Below are 18,063 nucleotides of genomic sequence, written 5' to 3' on the forward strand. Positions count from 1 at the left end.
AAAATTAAACCTCATCGATAAACCGAGCCAGAATCCGATCCTTGTCGAGAAAATCATGGGCATATGCTGTAGCAATCAGGTTAGGCAAGGGCATAGTCAGGCAACCCTCAATCCCCCTAAGCAATGCCTCGACAGACTCGGGCTCTACCCGTTCTGCAATGCCTGGATGGTCCAGGCACAACAAACCCAGACTGGTCTCAGGGTCTGCGGTTATCACTGCATTGCCGCCTACTGCAAGGATGTTGGTCAGTTTTGATGGCAGTACCGCATCTGCAGCCCCGCGTTTCTGAATGACCAAATGGCAATCGGCACTGGCGAGCAGCGCGGGCAAGTCCTCATAGGGTTGCAAAGGTGCAAAGACCACATTCGACAGTTGCTTCGATGCTGCCAACGCTTGCAATCGGGCCTTACCTGCGCCTTCGCCAACGATCAGGAACACAAGCTCTGCCCGGCCCTTAAGGCGATCCGCAGCTTCGATTACACTTTCCAGCCCCTGCTTTTCGCCTATGTTCCCGGAGTAAAGCAGCACCTTCTTGGCTGGATCAATGCCCAGCCGCGCAAGCAATGCGTCATTACGCGCAACATTGGCAAACCGTGCGGTTTCAGACCAGTTAGGAAAAAAACGCAACTGCTCAACGCTGACACCTTTGCTCTGGGCGCGCCGCAGCATAGCCGCAGAAATGCTTGAAACACGGTCAAATGCACGCAAAATGAGCCGTTCTGCACCATAAGCAATACGTTTTAGCACGCCGCTGTTGGCAATCCCCAGACCAAACAATGCATCGACTTCAAAATCCTGAATGTGCAGAACGGATTTAGCGCCCGTCAGCTTAGCCAGCAGGAGCGTCTGAGGTGCACAAAATAGCGTCGGGACCACCAGAATGACCAGGTCTGGCTTCCACCTCAACTGTGCCAGCATTGCCAACGAAGATGAGATAGAAAAACTTGCCAAGTGCAACAAGCGCGTTAGTGCCGTCGGTTTAGCCGGCACATAGAGCGGGCACCGGTAAACACTGACGCCCTCCTCTTGAGTACAGTTAAAACGCCAGGACGAAAACGCAGGCCACACTTTCCAATCCGGATAGTACGGTGGTGCGGTAACAACCCGCACCTCATGGCCCTGCTCAGCAAGCCAGCGGGCCATTTCGCCGCTGTATTTGCCGATCCCAGTCAGCTCTGGGCTGTAATTGATGCCATAAAGCAGAATTTTCATCAGTGAGTCCGAGCGTTTTGCACATTGTCGACGTACCACTGATAGGCACTCTGCAAGCCTTGCTCAAGGCCAATACTGGCTGTCCAGCCCAACGCGGCCAAACGCGAAACGTCCATCAACTTGCGCGGAGCACCGTCGGGCTTCGTCGCATCGAACGTCAGCTTGCCCTGAAATCCGGTCACTTTGGCAACCGTGTGCGCCAACTCAGCAATCGTGCAATCGACGCCCGTACCAACGTTGATGTGAGAAAGCATTGGCTGTGTGTGTGCCTGATATAGCTGGGGCTCGAGCTCCATGACATGCACGCAGGCAGCAGCCATATCGTCGACATGCAGAAATTCGCGCATTGGCTTGCCACTGCCCCAGATCACAACCTCGGTATCACCTCGCTGAGTAGCCTCGTGGAAGCGACGCAACAACGCTGGAATAACATGGCTGTTTTCAGGGTGATAATTATCGTGCGGGCCATAGAGGTTGGTTGGCATCACACTACGATAATCGCGGCCATGCTGACGGTTGTAGCTTTCACAGAGCTTGATACCAGCAATTTTGGCCAATGCATAAGGCTCGTTCGTTGGTTCAAGCACACCTGTCAGCAACGCAGCCTCCGTCATAGGCTGCACTGCCAGCTTTGGATAGATGCAGGAAGAACCGAGAAATAGCAGCTTTTGAACACCACTCAGGTGAGCAGCCTGAATGATGTTGGCCTCAATCATCAGGTTGTCAAAAATAAAATCGGCCGGATAGGTGTTATTCGCATGAATACCACCCACTTTGGCTGCGGCAAGATAAACCTGGTCAATGGCATGAGTTTGAAAAAATTGCCGAACCGCCGCCTGGTCGAGCAAATCCAACTCATCCCGCGTTGCGGTGAGGATGTTCGAGTAGCCAAGCGTCTTGAGCGTGCGAACGATGGCTGAGCCAACCATTCCACGATGGCCGGCCACAAAAATCGACTGTTCCAGATTACGGGCCACAATCAGTTCTCCACAGATACAGGCAAGTCATGGCCGTGGGACTTCAGAAGCGCATGGCGCTGAGCTGCTTTCAAGTCCTCGCGCACCATCTCTTCGCACATTTGCTGTACGGTAATTTCCGGTACCCAACCCAATTTTTCTTTAGCCTTGGTTGGATCGCCCAACAAGGTTTCCACCTCTGCAGGCCGGAAATAACGCGCATCCACACGCACAACGACATCACCTACCTTCAGTGCCGGCGCCTTGTCACCTTCAATGTGTTCGACAATCGCATGCTCTTCGACGCCTTTACCTTCAAAGCGCAGCGTAAGGCCAAGCTCAGCAGCCGACCACCGCACGAATTCACGCACCGAATATTGCACGCCGGTTGCAATCACGAAGTCTTCAGGTTGTTCTTGCTGCAACATCATCCATTGCATGCGGACGTAGTCCTTGGCATGACCCCAGTCACGTAGGGCATCCATATTGCCGAGGAACAAACACTTTTCCAGGCCTTGGGCGATGTTCGCCAAGGCGCGTGTAATCTTACGTGTTACGAATGTTTCACCACGACGTGGCGACTCATGGTTGAACAAAATGCCGTTGCAGGCATACATACCGTAAGCTTCACGGTAGTTTACTGTAATCCAGTAGGCATAAAGCTTGGCTACCGCATAAGGGGAGCGAGGGTAGAACGGTGTCGTTTCCTTTTGAGGAATCTCTTGCACCAGTCCATAGAGCTCAGACGTCGACGCCTGATAGAAGCGCGTTTTTTTCTCCAAGCCCAACAAACGAATAGCTTCAAGAATACGCAGTGTGCCCATGGCATCAACGTCTGCGGTGTACTCCGGGGACTCAAAACTCACTGCAACATGGGACTGTGCCCCCAAGTTGTACACTTCATCAGGCTGTACTTCCTGAATAATACGGGTGAGGTTAGAAGAGTCACTCAAATCGCCATAATGCAAAACAAAATTGCGATTATCTACGTGCGGATCCTGATAGATATGGTCAACACGCTGAGTATTAAAAGACGAAGCACGGCGCTTAATTCCGTGCACCTCATAGCCTTTCTCCAGCAGAAATTCTGCCAAGTAAGAACCATCTTGCCCTGTCACACCAGTAATAAGTGCCTTTTTCATATCACTCCTCATTTAAACTGCCACACGGCTACTGACATCATCTCTAGGAGCAAATAACATCGCAAGAAATAAAACATGCGGTATAAAATACTGCCCAGCCAAAAGATGAGTATCCATACAAAAAGCCAGCGAATAGAAAACCAATAACGCTATTGAAAACGACTCCACCTTACGAGAACTGGACCTAATCGCTATAAAAAACGCATAAGACCAAGAAAAAATAAAAACCAAAAGCCCAAAAAAACCATACCCCCAAACAACAAACAAATAGAAATTATGTGGATGATCTACAACACCTCCATATTCCAGTGTGGTAATCACCCTACCGACCCCACCACCAAAAAATAAAGCTATAGGATCATTAACTATCATCTCAACTACCATACGCCATATCATGAGGCGATTACTGCCACCCGTGGCTTGAACATCCTCCACAATGTTAGATTTTGTATAAACCCAATCAGGGACTGCCAGATCACCGACAGCAAAAAACACTAAAAACCCTGATAAAATAAGACCCAAGAAAAAAAGCAAACCTAATTTTCTTTTAACCAAAAAAAACAAAGCGAACAACAAAGAAATAATTGCCGCACGAGAAAACCCCATTAACAAAACAACACTATAAAAACCGACAAGCGACAGAAAAAGCAAAAACGGCATCTCACGCCTGAACCTCAACAAAAAAATAATTGCCAAGGAACAAAAAACCCCCAGAACATTTGGCGACCCGAATAATGGATCATACATCCGTCCAGAGTAAGAGAACCAGTCCCCCTCCTTGAAAAACAAAAAGAAGATCAGAAAATAAGCAGGAAAAACAATGCAATAAACCCTTAATATCCTCACAATATCGACGCGAGGGCATGTCTGAGATATAACAAAAACAGAATATATCAACATAAAAAACTTTAAAGAATCCTGAACAAATCTATGCCCTTCAGAATTTAAGACGCCCACAGAAAAATTTATTACAAAAAGCAAAAAAACAACCCCGAACAAAAAAAGCGCCCGAGATGTTATTTTTTTTGCTACAAAACTAAAAAATACCCATAAAATAAAAAAAACATGCCCCCACATCAAGTACCAACCATCTAGAACGGGAACAAAAATAGCAAACAAAAAACCCAAAAAAACATCAAGTCTTCCAGTAACAACGCGGTCACTCATCATGATGTAACACTTTAAAAGCTGGCGACAATTTATTCGCAACCGAAATATCAACACCACTCTGAGCGAGTGTCTTTTTCAAAAAAACCAAAGCATCAGAAAGAGAATACCGGCCCGTGTTCGTTTTATGAACATCACCTAAGGCTACTGGCTTTTCCTTCTTAATAAGGCTCAATATTCTACCTACCAACGGATCGCTAGGTAGGTGATCATCATAAAAATGAGGGCCACCGAAATCTATACCATGCAACTTTATATTCTTGAAGCCTAGCTGAACCGCGATATCCACACAGATCAATACAGTGGAAATACTTTGCACATATACTTTAGAGGTACTAGACAAGAGCGCACGAGCATAAAGACCAGCACTCTTATCTCCAGTTATCTTTGTAGCACAATCATTTAAAAAAACAACATCGCCACCATAGTGCCTGGCAAATGAAAAGATACTATTCTTACTTTCCCACAAGTTTTTAGCGAAAAACTTTGCGCCCGATTGCTCCACCTTTAATTTATGCACCAACAGCTTCTGAGCCTTACTAATCTTAAATCTACGCTCATCATCACTACACAACTCATACAAATACAAGTCGAAATCGATAGACATTAAACCGGAAAAATTAAAACCGACGACATAATCTTTTTCAAAATCTATATCTTTAACACTATCGGCAGCGGACCAACCCGAACCAATTATATGGCAAACACCTGCCTTTGTATTACCAACATATAACGGCAAGTCAGACTTATTAAGCCTCTTCCACCCCCACAAAACATGCCCAATACAAAATTTCAAATTAGAAATCAATAAGGTTATCAGCGCATAAACTCTAAAAATCAAACACTCTTTGAAAAAATCAAAAAATTTCATGCCCCCTCCCTGAAAACTAAAAACCCACGTCTTTTTTTGTTACTGGAGCCCCAGCTTTTACATCAAACAGAACAGACTTACCTAGCAAATCATCGAGAAACTTAGGAGCCAGGCCATACCCCGGCCTCACACTCCTAACACAATCTTCATTTATAACATCACCAGCATACATATCTTTTACAAAATAAAGAGAGCGACGGAACTGCACATTACCAACCTCGCTTGATTTACAACCATAGTTTACTGCACCGAGTGCGGCCCAAGCTGTTTTACTGTCACGGCACAGTGCTAGCAATTCCGCCGGCTCCAGTGAAAAGCTATCGTCAGGGCCGCCACCCTCTCTGTCTAAAGTGAAATGCTTTTCTATTATCGATGCCCCAAGAGCAACACTAGCAATAGCGGTTGTATTATCAAGGGTATGATCTGATAACCCGGTTACCAAACCGTAACGCTGGGCCATGTCAGGAAGGGTTCTTAGATTATAGTCACCTGCAGGAGCAGGATACCCACTTACACAATGAAGAATTGCAAGTTCCTTACACCCTCCAGCTCGAGCTGCGTCAATCGCTTCTGCAATTTCCTCGGCATCAGCCATGCCAGTGGAAATAATCATCGGCTTACCGGTGGAGGCGACATAACGTATCAAAGGAAGATCGACGGCCTCAAATGATGCAATCTTATATGCCGGAGCATTTAGACTTTCTAGCAAATCTACGGCTGTACTATCGAATGGAGAACTAAATATGGTAATCCCTAATTTTCTTGCATATTCAAAGAGTTGCGAGTGCCATTCCCAAGGCATATGTGCTTGCTGATAGAGATCATAAAGAGTACGACCATCCCACAGTCCACCGCGAATTTTGAATTCTTCAGCATCGCTGTTCAACGTTATGGTATCCGCAGTATAGGTCTGCAGTTTGATGGCATCGGCACCAGCCATGTGTGCTTCTTCAATAATACGCAGGGCCGTTTCCAACTTGCCATTATGATTGGCGGACAGCTCCGCAATAATGTAAGGCGGTTCGTCTGCAGCGATGCGACGACCCGCAATGGTAATGCTAGGCTTGTTCATAAACACATTTCTCTGTGGATGGCTTGCGACGTTTCACGCAGCAGGCCGAAATGAATGACGGTTTAATTCTCGCTGTCGAAATGCTGATCGTGCTGCCCCGATGACGGGTAACCCTCAACGGATGCTGGAGCTGTATCGAGCTTCCAGTTTTGCGCGATGCCTCTGACGCCAAATGAAACTCACAATCCGCAACGCGATCAAATACGCGCGCCATAATGTTCACAACGCGAGACGGAGCACTCAACTGTTCAAAAACCCGCAGGTTTCGCGCAGCATTGAACTGGTTGCTCTCAAACCATCGAGAGTTCTCGACCAGCCTGATCGCATATGGGGTATACATACAATGCCACACATCCAGGTGATTGCGCCTTTGCAGTACCATTTCGAGATCGCTGGTCTTCACGGCACACTCACTCGTCATTAGGAGATCTCCATTGCTGCCAGCAATCGCTCTATCCCTCTACCATCAGTAATCTGACCGGCTGCGACTGCCATCGAATGAAGTACTTCACTCTTGCTCAAACGAGTGAATAGTGACTGTAACTGCTTGGTAAGTGGTAGTGTCAGATCGATAATCTGAACCGCACCACTAGCTTCAAGCGCTAGAGCAGCCGCTTTTTGATTTTCAGCTAAAACAACCAACAAGGTTGGCAAGCCAAGGCAGCAACGCTCCCAAGATGTTCCTCCACCAGCACCAATTGCCAGATCAGCGACAGCCATTCGCTCGGCCATATCGCTAATATCGCAGAGTACTTCTACTGGCCAGGGACATGAAATTGCCATATCACGTACTGCCTGCAGATGTGGCGCGGTTGCACCCAACACTACGGTGAAACGAATACCTTCAGGCAAGTCACAGCACTTTAGCGCCTCAAGAATGGCTCCACTCTGGTTATGCTGATCCACACCTCCCAATGCGATCAGGACTTGATGCAATGGCCTAACAGCGCGACAAGACAAGCTCTCGTCCCGCAACTTAGAAAACTCAGGACGCAATAGTGCATTATGCGGCCCAGCCAGAACAGCGCAGCCCTCAGGAACCCAAAGTCGGTAATGATGTGCCTGCCTGCCAAGATTCTGGTCAAGTAGCAAATCACACTGGTGTACTCGATCTGCAAGATCGTCGATGACCAGGAAGCGACAATGAGGAGGCCTAACGGCCTCCTCCCAACGCTTATCTAGAGCATAGTGGTCAACAACCAACCAATCGGGCCGGAAGTTTTCAATAACACTGCGGCAAGCCTGGGCATCTTCTTGCTGTGAGGCACCCAGCCAGTGGGCATGGTAAAGGCCGCTGTCCTGCGACTGCCCCAGTGGCAGACTAAACACCTCGAACCCTTGGCTATGGACAAAAGCATTCAGATTTCCAAGATGCTCTCGACCGACGAACAAGCTTCGATGCCCTCGTTCACGAAGTGCCCGCGCCAAAGTGAGGCAACGCATGACATGACCAGTACCTATAGCTATTGAAGCGTCGACCCTAAAAAGGATGTTCATGCACAAGACTCAGCAGCTTGCAGGGCCTTGAACATCCACTCGGCGCGTACCCAATCCTCGGGGGTATCAATATCTTGTACTCGGTGTCGAGGCAGAAGTACCGCTGCCGATTCTTTAGAAAACAACGGAGTCTCGGCCAACCATGCTGCGACTTTCCCCCAATAGAACTGACCCGCATCATGAAAAGCTTCTTCTAGATCCTGAGATCGAGTATTAAAGTGCGCTGGCTCGAACATAGACACTCGGCCATCGGGATCAAGATGCACGGCACGCTGGATTGGAAACGCATAGCTAGTAACCGAGAACGCGTAGCTCGCACAACTCTGCTCAAGTATTTCAAGACCGCGTCGCAAATCCTCTGGTGTCACGAAAGGGGCCGTAGCATAAATACAGCACACATGATCGATTTTCAGTCCCTGATGCTGCATAGCTTCGACGGCTTGCCGGATCACGGGTAAGGTACCCGTATGATCATCAGCTAAACTAGCCGGCCGCATAAACGGAACGTCTGCTCCAAATTGCCGGGCCACCTCCGCGATCTCGACGTCGTCAGTCGAGACTATAACCTTATCGAAACACCCACTCGACAATGCCGCCTCAATAGACCAGGCAATCATTGGCTTACCACAGAACAACTTAATGTTCTTCCGCGGAATACGTTTGCTTCCTCCTCGGGCGGGGATTACTGCCAGTCTCATGGCATCAGTGCTCGCTCAACCGCTTCGACCACCTTATCTTGTTGCTCCAATGTCATACTCTGGAACATCGGAAGGCTGATGGCATCACGGTAATAGGATTCGGCCTGCGGGAAGTCACCGGCCTCAAAACCCATACGTGCGTAATACGGCTGAGTGTGCACGGGAATATAGTGAAGATTGACGCCGATCCCCTGCTCACGCAGTGACTCGAACACCTGACGGTGGGACACGCTGACTTTGTCCAGCTCGAGACGAACTACATAAAGGTGCAAACCGGAGTAGCTGTCAGGGTGCTGCCAAGGGGTTACCAAGGGTAAATGTGCAAGTTTCTCATTGTAACGACGAGCCAAAACATGGCGACGCTCAACGTAACTATTCAGCCGAGTCATCTGACTGACACCCAATGCAGCCTGCAACTCGGTCATTCGGTAATTCAGGCCCAGTTCGATTTGCTGGTAATACCAAGGCCCATCAGATTCATGCGTCATGAGCGATGGATCACGGGTGATACCATGGCTACGCAGCAAGGCCATTTGACTAGCCAACTGATCATCATTGGTCAAGGCCATACCGCCTTCAGCAGTTGTGACTATCTTGACCGGGTGAAAGCTGAACACTGTAATATCGCTATAACGGCAGTTTCCGATAAACTCACCTCGGTACTTACCACCAATAGCGTGCGAGGCATCCTCAATAACCTTGAAGCCGTAACGCAGGGCCAACTCATGAATGGCCTGCATGTCGCAAGGCTGACCACACAGGTGTACAGGAACCACTACCTTAGGTAGGCGACCTTCCCGCTCAGCCACTTCCAGCTTTGCAGCTAACGCCTTGGGGCACAGGTTATAGGTGCTCGGGTCGATATCGACAAAATCCACCTGAGCACCACAGTACAGACCACAATTGGCTGATGCGACGAATGTAACGGGCGAAGTCCACAGCCAGTCGCCTGGCCCCAACCCCAACGCCAGACAGGCAATGTGTAGCGCCGAGGTGGCACTATTTACCGCCAGCGCGTGCCCTGCACCCACATGCTCTGCGACGCTCTGCTCAAAACGCGGAACCATTGGCCCCTGGGTCAGAAAGTCAGATTTAAGCACCTCGACCACAGCGTCGATATCGGCTTGGGTAATGTCCTGTCGACCGTACGGGATCATGAATCAGATGCTCCCGATCTTGTGTTGGTTGGCTTCGATCCAGGCCTGTAACTGAGCATCAGTCATCCACTCGCTGTTGTTGTCACTGGCATAAACGAAACCTTCTGCCACTTTCTTGCCATCCTTGATACGCTTCTCGCAAGTAGCCCAGTCATTGATCACTGGCAGAATCTTGAAGTGCTCAGGGTATTCAAACGTGGTGTAGGAGTCCTCGGCGCTGATCATCTGCTCATGGAGTTTCTCGCCAGGACGGATACCGACGATTTTCTGAGTAGCATCAGGTGCTACTACGCGTGCCAGGTCAGTAACCTTCATGGATGGGATCTTTTTGACGTAAATCTCGCCGCCTTCCATATCATCAAAGGCATGCCAAACCAACTCGACACCTTCCTCAAGCGAGATCATGAAGCGCGTCATACGCTCATCGGTAATCGGCAGCTCCCCCTTGTCCTTGATCGACATGAAGAATGGGATTACAGAACCGCGGGAGCCCATGACGTTACCGTAGCGCACCACAGCCATACGGGTTTCATGGCCGCCAGCGTAGGAGTTGCCAGCAACGAACAGCTTGTCCGAAGCAAGCTTGGTAGCACCGTAGAGATTGACCGGGCTGCTGGCCTTGTCAGTGGAAAGAGCGACAACACGCTTGATACCCCGATCAATACAGGCATCGATGAGGTTCATGGCACCGTTGATGTTGGTCTTGATGCACTCGAATGGGTTGTACTCAGCGGTCGGAACGATCTTGGTTGCCGCAGCATGTACAACATAATCGACGCCATCCAGGGCGCGGTAAAGGCGCTCTTTATCACGCACATCACCGATGAAGAAGCGCACTCGGGAATCGCCTTCGAATTTCTTGGCCATGTCCCACTGCTTCATTTCATCACGGGAGAAGATGATGATCTTCTTCGGGTTGTATTTAGCCAGCGTCATCGGTACGAAGGTGTTGCCAAAGGAACCGGTACCGCCGGTGATGAGGATGGTCTTGTTGGTCAGCATACTGCGTCTTTCCTAGATGGCGGCCTGGCGATCTGCAGGACGGAATGAACGAAAAGGTGCCGGAGTCAGTCGATAGAACGACCAGGTTTTCCAGCACAGGATGAAGAGGAAGGCTATACATAGGCCAATGGGTACGGCGAGCCCGCCGAGCCACGGCGATAACGCAGCAGTGGCCAGAACAAAGATCACCAAGCTTATGACGTGGCTACGGATGATCGGCTTATCCAGAGACTGCGCGTAAAGCGCGTAGTGGGGAATCATACCTAGGGCATACAATACTGCGCCAGCCAGTATCCAAGGGAAAAGGTACAAATGGTCGAGGTAAAGCGGCTTGTCAAGCCAAACCAGCAAGGGGTGGATAACAACCAACGCACATACGACGAATCCGACTGATAGCACAATAGTTTGGAAAAATAGCTTACGCATGCCACTGACGAACGCTGCCGGGTCTTGCGCATGGAAGGACTTGATCAACGCGGGATAAATGAACGCGAATACCCCAGCATCAAGGAATGATATCAGAGCATTACAGATACCGGCGAACAGCACATAGACCCCTAGGGTATTGAGATCGACTAATGCCTGGAACCAGTAACGATCAAGCGTGAACAGCCCACGCAAAGACAAGGTAGCGATCACTAAAGGCGTAGCAACAGCAACGCCACGACGAACCCATGTCCAATCTATAGCGCTACGCCACTGACCAATACCTAGACCATAAAGACGCCATACCCCGATAACTCCCCCTACAGCCGCACCCAATACCCAAGCCTGGAGCACGCACTCCAGGGTGCGCCATCGTGGGTCGAGAAACATCAAGACAGTGATCAAAACTGCCCAAAGCCCGGAGCGAAAAAACAGAATTATGCTCGCACTCATGGGCTGGCCAATGGCAATCAAGAGACGTCCGATTTCCTGATTGACATGCTCAAGCATAAGCAGTGCGAAGAACCAAGACAGCAAAAACCAAGGCATCCAGCCAGCCCAAAACAGTACGACTACGACAGGCGCTAGAATTGCGTACAGGATCAAGCACAGTGCTACATGAGCCTTGAGGTAGCCGCCCCAGGCAGTTGGTTGGTACTTTAAAAGCTCACGGGTAGAGTAGGTGTAAAAATCCAGACCAACGACAAACAAAGCATAGCCCACGGTAGCCGCGAGCAATCCGTAAAGCCCGAGGTCGCCGGGCGCAAGAAAACGGGCTAGAAAGAAGACCAGCAAAAACTTGCCCAGCAACGTCGAGGCGCGCAGTGAAATATTCAATAACGGAAGCAAGCGTATGATTTGCACAGAAATTACCAAAAATTACATTTTGACATCATTTTGCCAGCCATTGCCATCAAAAACCAAAACCACAATACGCAAAAATTTACAACACCCAGCGCAACCCAAAATTCTGGAATATCTACAAGCTGACACAAGAAGCCCGCTTGAGCAATCATCTGAGCGAGTAGCAAATTGGCTATACCCTACAAAATCGCAAGCCATCGCGGCTAACACCGCGCATCACACCCTTCAGCAGCCACGCTATAGTCAAGTTACTTTGATTAAAGAAACTTCAAACATGCCATTCCAAAATATCTATCAAACTAAAGGCATACTCTGCCCTAACGCTATATCAATAGCCATTTGACACACTAGCTAAAGCAATCAGTTCTTCCCCCTTATGACCTATATTACGTATTGGCGCAGAATAACTCGGGAGACAGTTCAAAGAGATAACCTCTCCCAGAGCCAATATCTTCCAAAAGCAATCAGCGCTCTCTGGCTTTGACTGAGGCATCAGCTTCAATAATTTTGGACAATGGTGCAGGGTTAATTGCAGACATATGCACGCGGTGCGCAAGCAGGAAATGACGCAGCAAAGCCAGAATGATACCCAATATCCCACCAAGCATTAGACCCAAGCCCACAATCAGGGTCTTTTGAGGACTGGCCGGATTAGCTGGCTCTAGGGCCAAACGGTCAACATTAACCAGACTCAATCCACGCATATCGGTACTGATACTCGACAAGCGCACACGCTCAGCTCTAAGTGGCGCGATATCACTCAAAAACACTTCTTCATTTTCCCGCTGGTTGAGCACCTCAACCTCGCGGTTCGTGTTCAACAACAAGAGCTCCTTGCGAATTTGCGCTACCCGCGGGTCGGCAAAATCGTCAGACGTGCGTTGACGCAAGGCTTTACGCTCTGCCTCGAGGGCGTCGGTGCCCATGAAATACAGGGGGATTTGCTGGTTGTTGACTTCGGTTCGAATGATGTTGCTGCCCGACTCACCTTCACTGGCCATGGACGATGGCGTTGACGGCTTTTTCAGGCCGAGCGAACGCGCAATGCTGATGGCTTCATCCAGTTGGGCGATGCGGTCTTCACGGCGTACTTTCAGCTGCACGCGCAGCGCCTTGAGTTCGTCCTGCAACTGCGCACGCTTGAGGTTATCGGCCTCCAGCAAGGCCGCAATCTTGCCTTCTTTCTCGGCATCATAGGCAGCACGGGCGGCGTCCAGCTTGGTGTCCACTTCGCTCAAGCGGTTACTGATGATGACCTTCAGGTCGTCAGCGATCTGTTTACGTTCATTTTCAATGGCGTATTGAACAAACCCATTGAGAATTTCATCACCCTCTACCCCTTTGGGGTAGCGCATCTCCAAGCCGATATAGGCGCTCAGCAGGTCGGCCTTTTTGGGGTCTGGCTGTACCAGCTTGAGTGAGTCACGGTTGAACTCGTCAAACACCTGCTCGGGCGACTGCCCTGCCCTGCCAAACGCTTCAAACAGTTTGGGGTTGGCACGAAAGTAGCTGAGGCGCGTGTCGTAGGAGTCCAGCGCTGCACCTACTCGCACCAAGGCCTTGCCAGGCGGTAGGGAATAGACCTCGGTACGGTTCAAGGCATCCAGGTCGTTGAGGGCTGCAGGGCGCAGCAGCGTGCTCACTTCATACTCAGGCGTGGCCAAAAACGCATAAGCGCCGGCAATGGCGCCCACGAACAACGCCGTAGCCGCAATCAGCTTCTTTTGCTTCCAGATGGACTGCATCATTGCAAAAAGGTCAATTTCATCGTGGGCGACAACGGAAGGTACGCGGGTAATACTGGTCACACCAAATGCCTGTCTGATTGAGTTGAACTGACTCGCCCAAGACAGGCAAAAACGTCCATCGTCATCGCTGCCGACTACGATCCTCGAACACTCCCTGTCGTCAGACGACGCAAGGCGGCATTGTGACAGTTTCTGTAAAAGTGAACCACCCTTGAAACTAAGTAACGCTAACGACTCTCGTTCAGACGCCCGCTAATGGGGAGCGCCTCGGCCTGAGCGCTTGCCGGAACAAGTGGCGCATCAAGGCCAACCCCACCCCCACCACCACACCTGCAACCAGGCCGAGCAGTACAATCAGTAGCTTCTTGGGTTTTACCGGCTTGTCTGGCTGCTCTACCACACCGTCCTGCCGGTAAGCCGCAACCAACGCAGGGTCGATGCTCAGGTTGCGATAAAACGTCAAGGCTGCCTGTTGCTGGCGAAGGTTCTGAATAAATGGGTCATCGGATTGGCGCTTCTGCAGGTTTTCAATTTCTGCCTCCAGCGCCTTGCTGCCGCGCATATAGGTCAGCGAACCTTCCATGCCCGCAGACACTTCAGTGGAGAGGTTACCGGAAATGATCGGCGGCTTTTCCAGGCCAATGGACTTGGCGACCAGAAGCGCCTCTTTCAATTGCACGATCTCATCTTCGCGTTGCTTGCGTGAGCTTTCCTGCGCGGTCAGGATTTGCCGCTGCAGGTTGTTGGCCTTTACCGTGGCATCGCTTTTGATGTTCTTGAGCACTTCCTGCTTGGCGCGCTCCCCTGCCAACTGGGCATAGTTCGTCACCCATTCGGCAGCCTGCTGCGGGCTGTAAACGTTCGCGGTAATGGCAAAGCGCGTTGGGGTGTCCTTGGCAGCGACCGCCACAACCAGCAGCTTGTTGAAATCGCTGTACAACAGATCCTGAGAGCCTTTGCGCTCCTGCTCTGTGAGCGTAGGAAGGTAGGCGGTCTGGAAAAAGCTGCGGCGCAGCGACTCGGACTGCAGGTGCTTCACGTAGACATCGTAGATATCCTTGACCGTAAGCGTGTCTAGCCCGGTGTCGGGGCCGCGCCCATAGTTGAAGTGCGCGATGTCATTCTGCGTCGGGGGCTGGACGAATACCTTGGCTTCATAAACAGGCCTTGCCAGAAGCGCATAGGCAAGGGCTGCCAGAAAAATCACGGCGGTCGTGACCATAATCAGCATTTTCTGCTGCCATAAGCCTTTGATCAGCTCAATCAGGTCGATGTCATCGGATGCGATCAAGCGTTCGCGGTCTTGGGCCATTTATTCTTTTTTTCCTGGATCCAAATTGTAAATGAGTTGTGATATCAACTCCTAAAACGTTCAGGGCACTCGCGAGCTGGAAATGACAGGAAATATGGCAATAAGCCATGAATTGAAGAACTGCCTTTTACCTTGCTTGTTTCTGACCTTACCGCTCGGTTTTTCTCCTGGTACCACGCAGTAAGGCCCCGCTTTTTTGCGCTCTATTTACAACTGTTCCATGTCAGAAAAATACAGGTTAATACGACTCGCCAGATGAAGTGAAGTTCATTTCACCTGGCTGCCGATCGTCGAAAAAACTGCATTTATCATTAATGATAATAACTAGCAGTAGCGCTATTCACCTTGGGCCTTTATGTGGGTATTTCCACCGAAAGTGCCTTTCCTTGCTCGTTGTATCGACACGTCAATGCGTGCGCCAATGCAGCCTTGGCCCGCTTCTCTCCGTGCACCAGCAGCACCCTTTCAGGCCACTGCTGCATTCCGGTGACGAAATCCACCAGGCCTTTTTGGTCGGCGTGGGCCGAGTAGCCACCCAGCGTTGCGACTTTGGCCTTGATTTCGTACATCTCTGCATCCAGGTCAATCATCACAAAGCCTTCGGCGCCCTCGCTGGCCTGGATCACCGCACCCGGCGTGCCCCTAGCCTGATAGCCAACAAACAGCACCTGGTGCCGCGGGTCGCCGAGCATGGCCTTGAGGTAGTTAACGATTCGCCCACCTGAGCACATGCCATTACCTGCAATGACGATAGCAGGCCTGCCGGTGCTCGCCAGGTAGTTGACGGTTTTCTGGTGCTGCACATGGCTGTCGAGGGTGATCAGTTGCCTGAAGCGCAGCGGTTTTCGCCCCTCGCTAAGGCGTTGTTGGGCTTCATCGTTCCAGAAGTCGTTGAGTTCACGGTAGGCCTGGGTGAATCGGCTGGCCAGGGGCGAGTCAAGGATGATGGGCAGTTGTGGCCAGTCGATGGGCAGCCCTTGCTGCGCTTCCCGCTCGCCTGTGCAAGGCTCGGCAGGCAGCAGCGCCTTGCGATGGAGGATATCTTCGATTTCGTAGAGCAGTTCTTGGGTGCGACCGGCACTGAATGCCGGAATGAGGATGGTGCCATGGTCAGCCAAAGCCTGGTCTATTGCCTGTTCGAGCCGTTGCTGACGGTGAGTACGGTCTTCATGCAGGCGGTCGCCGTAGGTGCTTTCCAGCACCAGGATGTCGGCGCGCTCCGGCGATTTGGGCGGCTGCAACAACGGTGTATGGGCCGCCCCAAGGTCGCCGGAGAACACGACGCGCTTGCTGGCAGCGGTTTTCGGGTAGTGGATATCGCACTCGATGTAAGCAGACCCCAGCACATGCCCCGCACGCTGAAGGCGGATGTTGCAGGCCAGCTCCGGGGTATTGATGAGCGCATGCCACTGGTCATAGGGCACGGCAACGATGGATTGCTCTACGCGCTTGAGGTAGCGGTCTACCGTGCTCTGGTCACGGGTAACGCTGAGTTTGAAAGCATCTTCCAACACCAGCGGCAGCAGCTTGGCAGAAGGCTGACTGCAGATGATCGGGCCATTGAAACCTGCGGCGAGCAGGTTGGGAATGCGCCCTACATGGTCGATGTGAATATGGCTGATCAGCAGGGCCTCGATGCCCTCGACCGGGAAGTCGACTTCAAGGTTGGCCGCAGGGCTCGACTCGTCACCCTGAAACAGGCCGCAATCGATCAGCAGGCTGTGGGCAACATCAAGATGAAGCTGGTGACAGGAGCCGGTTACGCCTTGGGTGGCGCCGTGGTGGGTAATAGCGGGAAAAACCATACGAGCCCGTTCCGTGCGTGTTTATGGAGCGCTATTACTCCACAGAATCGCGCGGGCACGGTGCCAGAATCGGAGGGGATGGTTGTAGGAAAAGCCCTATTTTTTAGTACTCTCCAGTATTCCGCTGCCTGAAGCCAGGCTGGCCTCAGACACTGGAGCGGCGAGCACGGCCTTTGGCGCGCAGGGCGATGTACATTCCCAGCAGTGGGCCTACGGCGAGCCCCATCAACAGCGCCACCAGCACAATCACCGCAACGGGCAAGGCCGGTGCAGACCAACCAAACAAAACCAGCGCCACGGATTGTTGGTTTTCCAGCACAAACAGCAGCACAACCGCAGCCACCGCCAGAACGAACAGCACCAGCAGCAGGCGTTTAAGGTTGCGCATGTTTATCTCCTTTTCCAGACAGTATCACGCCTGTTCCTCGTCTTCATTGACCCGATCCCGTAACTCTTTACCGGGTTTGAAATGCGGCACGAACTTGCCATCAAGGCTGACAGACTGACCGGTCTTGGGGTTGCGCCCTACGCGGGGTGCGCGGTAGTGCAGCGAGAAGCTGCCGAAACCGCGAATTTCAATGCGGTCACCCGTCGCAAGGCACTGGGACATTTGCTCAAGCATGGTCTTGATGGCCAGCTCCACATCTTTGGACGAGAGCAGCCCCTGATGGGTGACAATACGTTCGATCAACTCGGACTTCGTCATATTTTTCCCTTCTTTATCAAGCAGCTAGATCATTGCTTCTTCTGTTTGTAGCATGCTCGGAGGGATTTGAACAGGGTGGATCTTGACTTAATCAAAAATTCAAAATTGCACCATGGTGGGGATGGCCCAGGATGATGGGCTGGCATCAGGAAGCGGGTGCCGGTCTGCAAGGGCTGGGTTGGGGCTGATGACGCTATCGCGGGCAAGCCCGCTCCTACAAAGGCCGTGCAAGCTATAAGAGCCGGGCTGAACTGCGATGCAGACGCCGCGAACTTACTGGCACCGCGATGCAGGCGCCGCGAACTTACTGGCACCACGCCGACGCTATCGCGGGCAAGCCCGCTCCCACAAGGATCTGCTCAGGGGTGCTTTTTTGCGGGCACAAAAAAGGGCGACCGAAGTCGCCCTTTTTCTTAACCAGTCAGAA

17 protein-coding genes are annotated in these 18,063 nt (G+C 51.2%); 1 reads left to right on the plus strand and 16 read right to left on the minus strand.

Going from position 1 to position 18,063, the window contains the following annotated elements; genetic code table 11:
- Positions 1-4: 4 nt before the first annotated feature.
- The 11 genes from UIA24_RS21290 to UIA24_RS21340 all read right to left on the minus strand — a co-directional run bounded on the left by UIA24_RS21290 (position 5) and on the right by UIA24_RS21340 (position 12,065).
- Complete coding sequence (locus UIA24_RS21290; protein ID WP_330523846.1) at positions 5-1,213, minus strand: glycosyltransferase WbuB; 1,209 nt, start codon at positions 1,211-1,213, stop codon at positions 5-7.
- Entirely contained in the window at positions 1,213-2,190 is a 978-nt protein-coding gene (gene fcl, locus UIA24_RS21295; protein ID WP_330523847.1) for a GDP-L-fucose synthase, read from the minus strand. The genes UIA24_RS21290 and fcl overlap by 1 nt, the downstream gene beginning before the upstream one ends.
- Positions 2,191-2,192: 2 nt before the next feature.
- Positions 2,193-3,311, minus strand: a complete 1,119-nt coding sequence (gene gmd, locus UIA24_RS21300) for a GDP-mannose 4,6-dehydratase (protein ID WP_330523848.1) — start codon at positions 3,309-3,311, stop codon at positions 2,193-2,195.
- A 12-nt stretch (positions 3,312-3,323) separates the two neighbouring features.
- On the minus strand, positions 3,324-4,481 hold the full coding sequence (locus UIA24_RS21305; protein ID WP_330523849.1) for an O-antigen ligase family protein: 1,158 nt from the start codon (positions 4,479-4,481) through the stop codon (positions 3,324-3,326).
- The gene (locus UIA24_RS21310) at positions 4,471-5,349 is read right to left on the minus strand and encodes a hypothetical protein (RefSeq protein WP_330523850.1); all 879 of its coding nucleotides are present in this window, start codon (positions 5,347-5,349) and stop codon (positions 4,471-4,473) included. The genes UIA24_RS21305 and UIA24_RS21310 overlap by 11 nt, the downstream gene beginning before the upstream one ends.
- Before the next feature lie 16 nt (positions 5,350-5,365).
- Positions 5,366-6,421, minus strand: a complete 1,056-nt coding sequence (gene pseI / locus UIA24_RS21315) for a pseudaminic acid synthase (protein ID WP_330523851.1) — start codon at positions 6,419-6,421, stop codon at positions 5,366-5,368.
- Positions 6,422-6,841: 420 nt separating this feature from the next.
- On the minus strand, positions 6,842-7,918 hold the full coding sequence (gene pseG, locus UIA24_RS21320; protein ID WP_330523852.1) for a UDP-2,4-diacetamido-2,4,6-trideoxy-beta-L-altropyranose hydrolase: 1,077 nt from the start codon (positions 7,916-7,918) through the stop codon (positions 6,842-6,844).
- On the minus strand, positions 7,915-8,616 hold the full coding sequence (gene pseF / locus UIA24_RS21325) for a pseudaminic acid cytidylyltransferase (RefSeq protein WP_330523853.1): 702 nt from the start codon (positions 8,614-8,616) through the stop codon (positions 7,915-7,917). Before pseF ends, pseG begins: the two co-directional genes overlap by 4 nt.
- Positions 8,613-9,773, minus strand: coding sequence for a UDP-4-amino-4,6-dideoxy-N-acetyl-beta-L-altrosamine transaminase (pseC, locus tag UIA24_RS21330; protein WP_330523854.1), 1,161 nt, complete (start codon positions 9,771-9,773; stop codon positions 8,613-8,615). Before pseC ends, pseF begins: the two co-directional genes overlap by 4 nt.
- Positions 9,774-9,776: 3 nt before the next feature.
- Positions 9,777-10,775, minus strand: coding sequence for a UDP-N-acetylglucosamine 4,6-dehydratase (inverting) (gene pseB, locus UIA24_RS21335; protein ID WP_330523855.1), 999 nt, complete (start codon positions 10,773-10,775; stop codon positions 9,777-9,779).
- A gap of 12 nt (positions 10,776-10,787) precedes the next feature.
- Positions 10,788-12,065, minus strand: a complete 1,278-nt coding sequence (locus UIA24_RS21340; protein ID WP_330523856.1) for a lipopolysaccharide biosynthesis protein — start codon at positions 12,063-12,065, stop codon at positions 10,788-10,790.
- Between UIA24_RS21340 and UIA24_RS21345 the strand changes: the two genes are divergently transcribed.
- The gene (locus UIA24_RS21345) at positions 12,055-12,408 is read left to right on the plus strand and encodes a hypothetical protein (protein ID WP_330523858.1); all 354 of its coding nucleotides are present in this window, start codon (positions 12,055-12,057) and stop codon (positions 12,406-12,408) included. The two genes, UIA24_RS21340 and UIA24_RS21345, sit on opposite strands and share 11 nt — an antisense overlap.
- Before the next feature lie 121 nt (positions 12,409-12,529).
- Here UIA24_RS21345 and UIA24_RS21350 read toward each other — a convergent pair whose 3' ends face one another.
- The 5 genes from UIA24_RS21350 to ihfB form a co-directional block, all read right to left on the minus strand.
- The gene (locus UIA24_RS21350; RefSeq protein ID WP_330523859.1) at positions 12,530-13,873 is read right to left on the minus strand and encodes a Wzz/FepE/Etk N-terminal domain-containing protein; all 1,344 of its coding nucleotides are present in this window, start codon (positions 13,871-13,873) and stop codon (positions 12,530-12,532) included.
- A 181-nt stretch (positions 13,874-14,054) separates the two neighbouring features.
- Positions 14,055-15,125 carry an LPS O-antigen chain length determinant protein WzzB gene (locus UIA24_RS21355; RefSeq protein WP_330523860.1) on the minus strand — a complete coding sequence of 357 codons (1,071 nt, stop codon included), beginning with the start codon at positions 15,123-15,125 and terminating at the stop codon, positions 14,055-14,057.
- A 353-nt stretch (positions 15,126-15,478) separates the two neighbouring features.
- Complete coding sequence (locus UIA24_RS21360) at positions 15,479-16,930, minus strand: MBL fold metallo-hydrolase (protein WP_330523861.1); 1,452 nt, start codon at positions 16,928-16,930, stop codon at positions 15,479-15,481.
- Positions 16,931-17,075: 145 nt separating this feature from the next.
- Complete coding sequence (locus UIA24_RS21365; RefSeq protein ID WP_102053165.1) at positions 17,076-17,318, minus strand: LapA family protein; 243 nt, start codon at positions 17,316-17,318, stop codon at positions 17,076-17,078.
- 24 nt (positions 17,319-17,342) lie between these two features.
- Complete coding sequence (gene ihfB / locus UIA24_RS21370) at positions 17,343-17,636, minus strand: integration host factor subunit beta (RefSeq protein ID WP_099775518.1); 294 nt, start codon at positions 17,634-17,636, stop codon at positions 17,343-17,345.
- Positions 17,637-18,063: the final 427 nt, after the last annotated feature.

Origin of the sequence: Pseudomonas sp. AL 58, from assembly GCF_036348395.1 — a bacterium.
GTDB lineage: Bacteria > Pseudomonadota > Gammaproteobacteria > Pseudomonadales > Pseudomonadaceae > Aquipseudomonas > Aquipseudomonas defluvii.

What these genes read in the sequence shown, in the direction of transcription:
- ihfB (WP_099775518.1), bottom strand. Translation starts at nt 17,636, where the DNA reads ATGACGAAGTCCGAGTTGATCGAACGTATTGTCACCCATCAGGGGCTG.
- UIA24_RS21310 (WP_330523850.1), bottom strand. Translation starts at nt 5,349, where the DNA reads ATGAAATTTTTTGATTTTTTCAAAGAGTGTTTGATTTTTAGAGTTTAT.
- pseC (WP_330523854.1), bottom strand. Translation starts at nt 9,773, where the DNA reads ATGATCCCGTACGGTCGACAGGACATTACCCAAGCCGATATCGACGCT.
- gmd (WP_330523848.1), bottom strand. Translation starts at nt 3,311, where the DNA reads ATGAAAAAGGCACTTATTACTGGTGTGACAGGGCAAGATGGTTCTTAC.
- UIA24_RS21345 (WP_330523858.1), top strand. Translation starts at nt 12,055, where the DNA reads ATGATTTGCACAGAAATTACCAAAAATTACATTTTGACATCATTTTGC.
- pseG (WP_330523852.1), bottom strand. Translation starts at nt 7,918, where the DNA reads ATGAACATCCTTTTTAGGGTCGACGCTTCAATAGCTATAGGTACTGGT.
- UIA24_RS21365 (WP_102053165.1), bottom strand. Translation starts at nt 17,318, where the DNA reads ATGCGCAACCTTAAACGCCTGCTGCTGGTGCTGTTCGTTCTGGCGGTG.
- UIA24_RS21305 (WP_330523849.1), bottom strand. Translation starts at nt 4,481, where the DNA reads ATGATGAGTGACCGCGTTGTTACTGGAAGACTTGATGTTTTTTTGGGT.
- pseI (WP_330523851.1), bottom strand. Translation starts at nt 6,421, where the DNA reads ATGAACAAGCCTAGCATTACCATTGCGGGTCGTCGCATCGCTGCAGAC.
- UIA24_RS21360 (WP_330523861.1), bottom strand. Translation starts at nt 16,930, where the DNA reads ATGGTTTTTCCCGCTATTACCCACCACGGCGCCACCCAAGGCGTAACC.
- UIA24_RS21355 (WP_330523860.1), bottom strand. Translation starts at nt 15,125, where the DNA reads ATGGCCCAAGACCGCGAACGCTTGATCGCATCCGATGACATCGACCTG.
- pseF (WP_330523853.1), bottom strand. Translation starts at nt 8,616, where the DNA reads ATGAGACTGGCAGTAATCCCCGCCCGAGGAGGAAGCAAACGTATTCCG.
- UIA24_RS21290 (WP_330523846.1), bottom strand. Translation starts at nt 1,213, where the DNA reads ATGAAAATTCTGCTTTATGGCATCAATTACAGCCCAGAGCTGACTGGG.
- pseB (WP_330523855.1), bottom strand. Translation starts at nt 10,775, where the DNA reads ATGCTGACCAACAAGACCATCCTCATCACCGGCGGTACCGGTTCCTTT.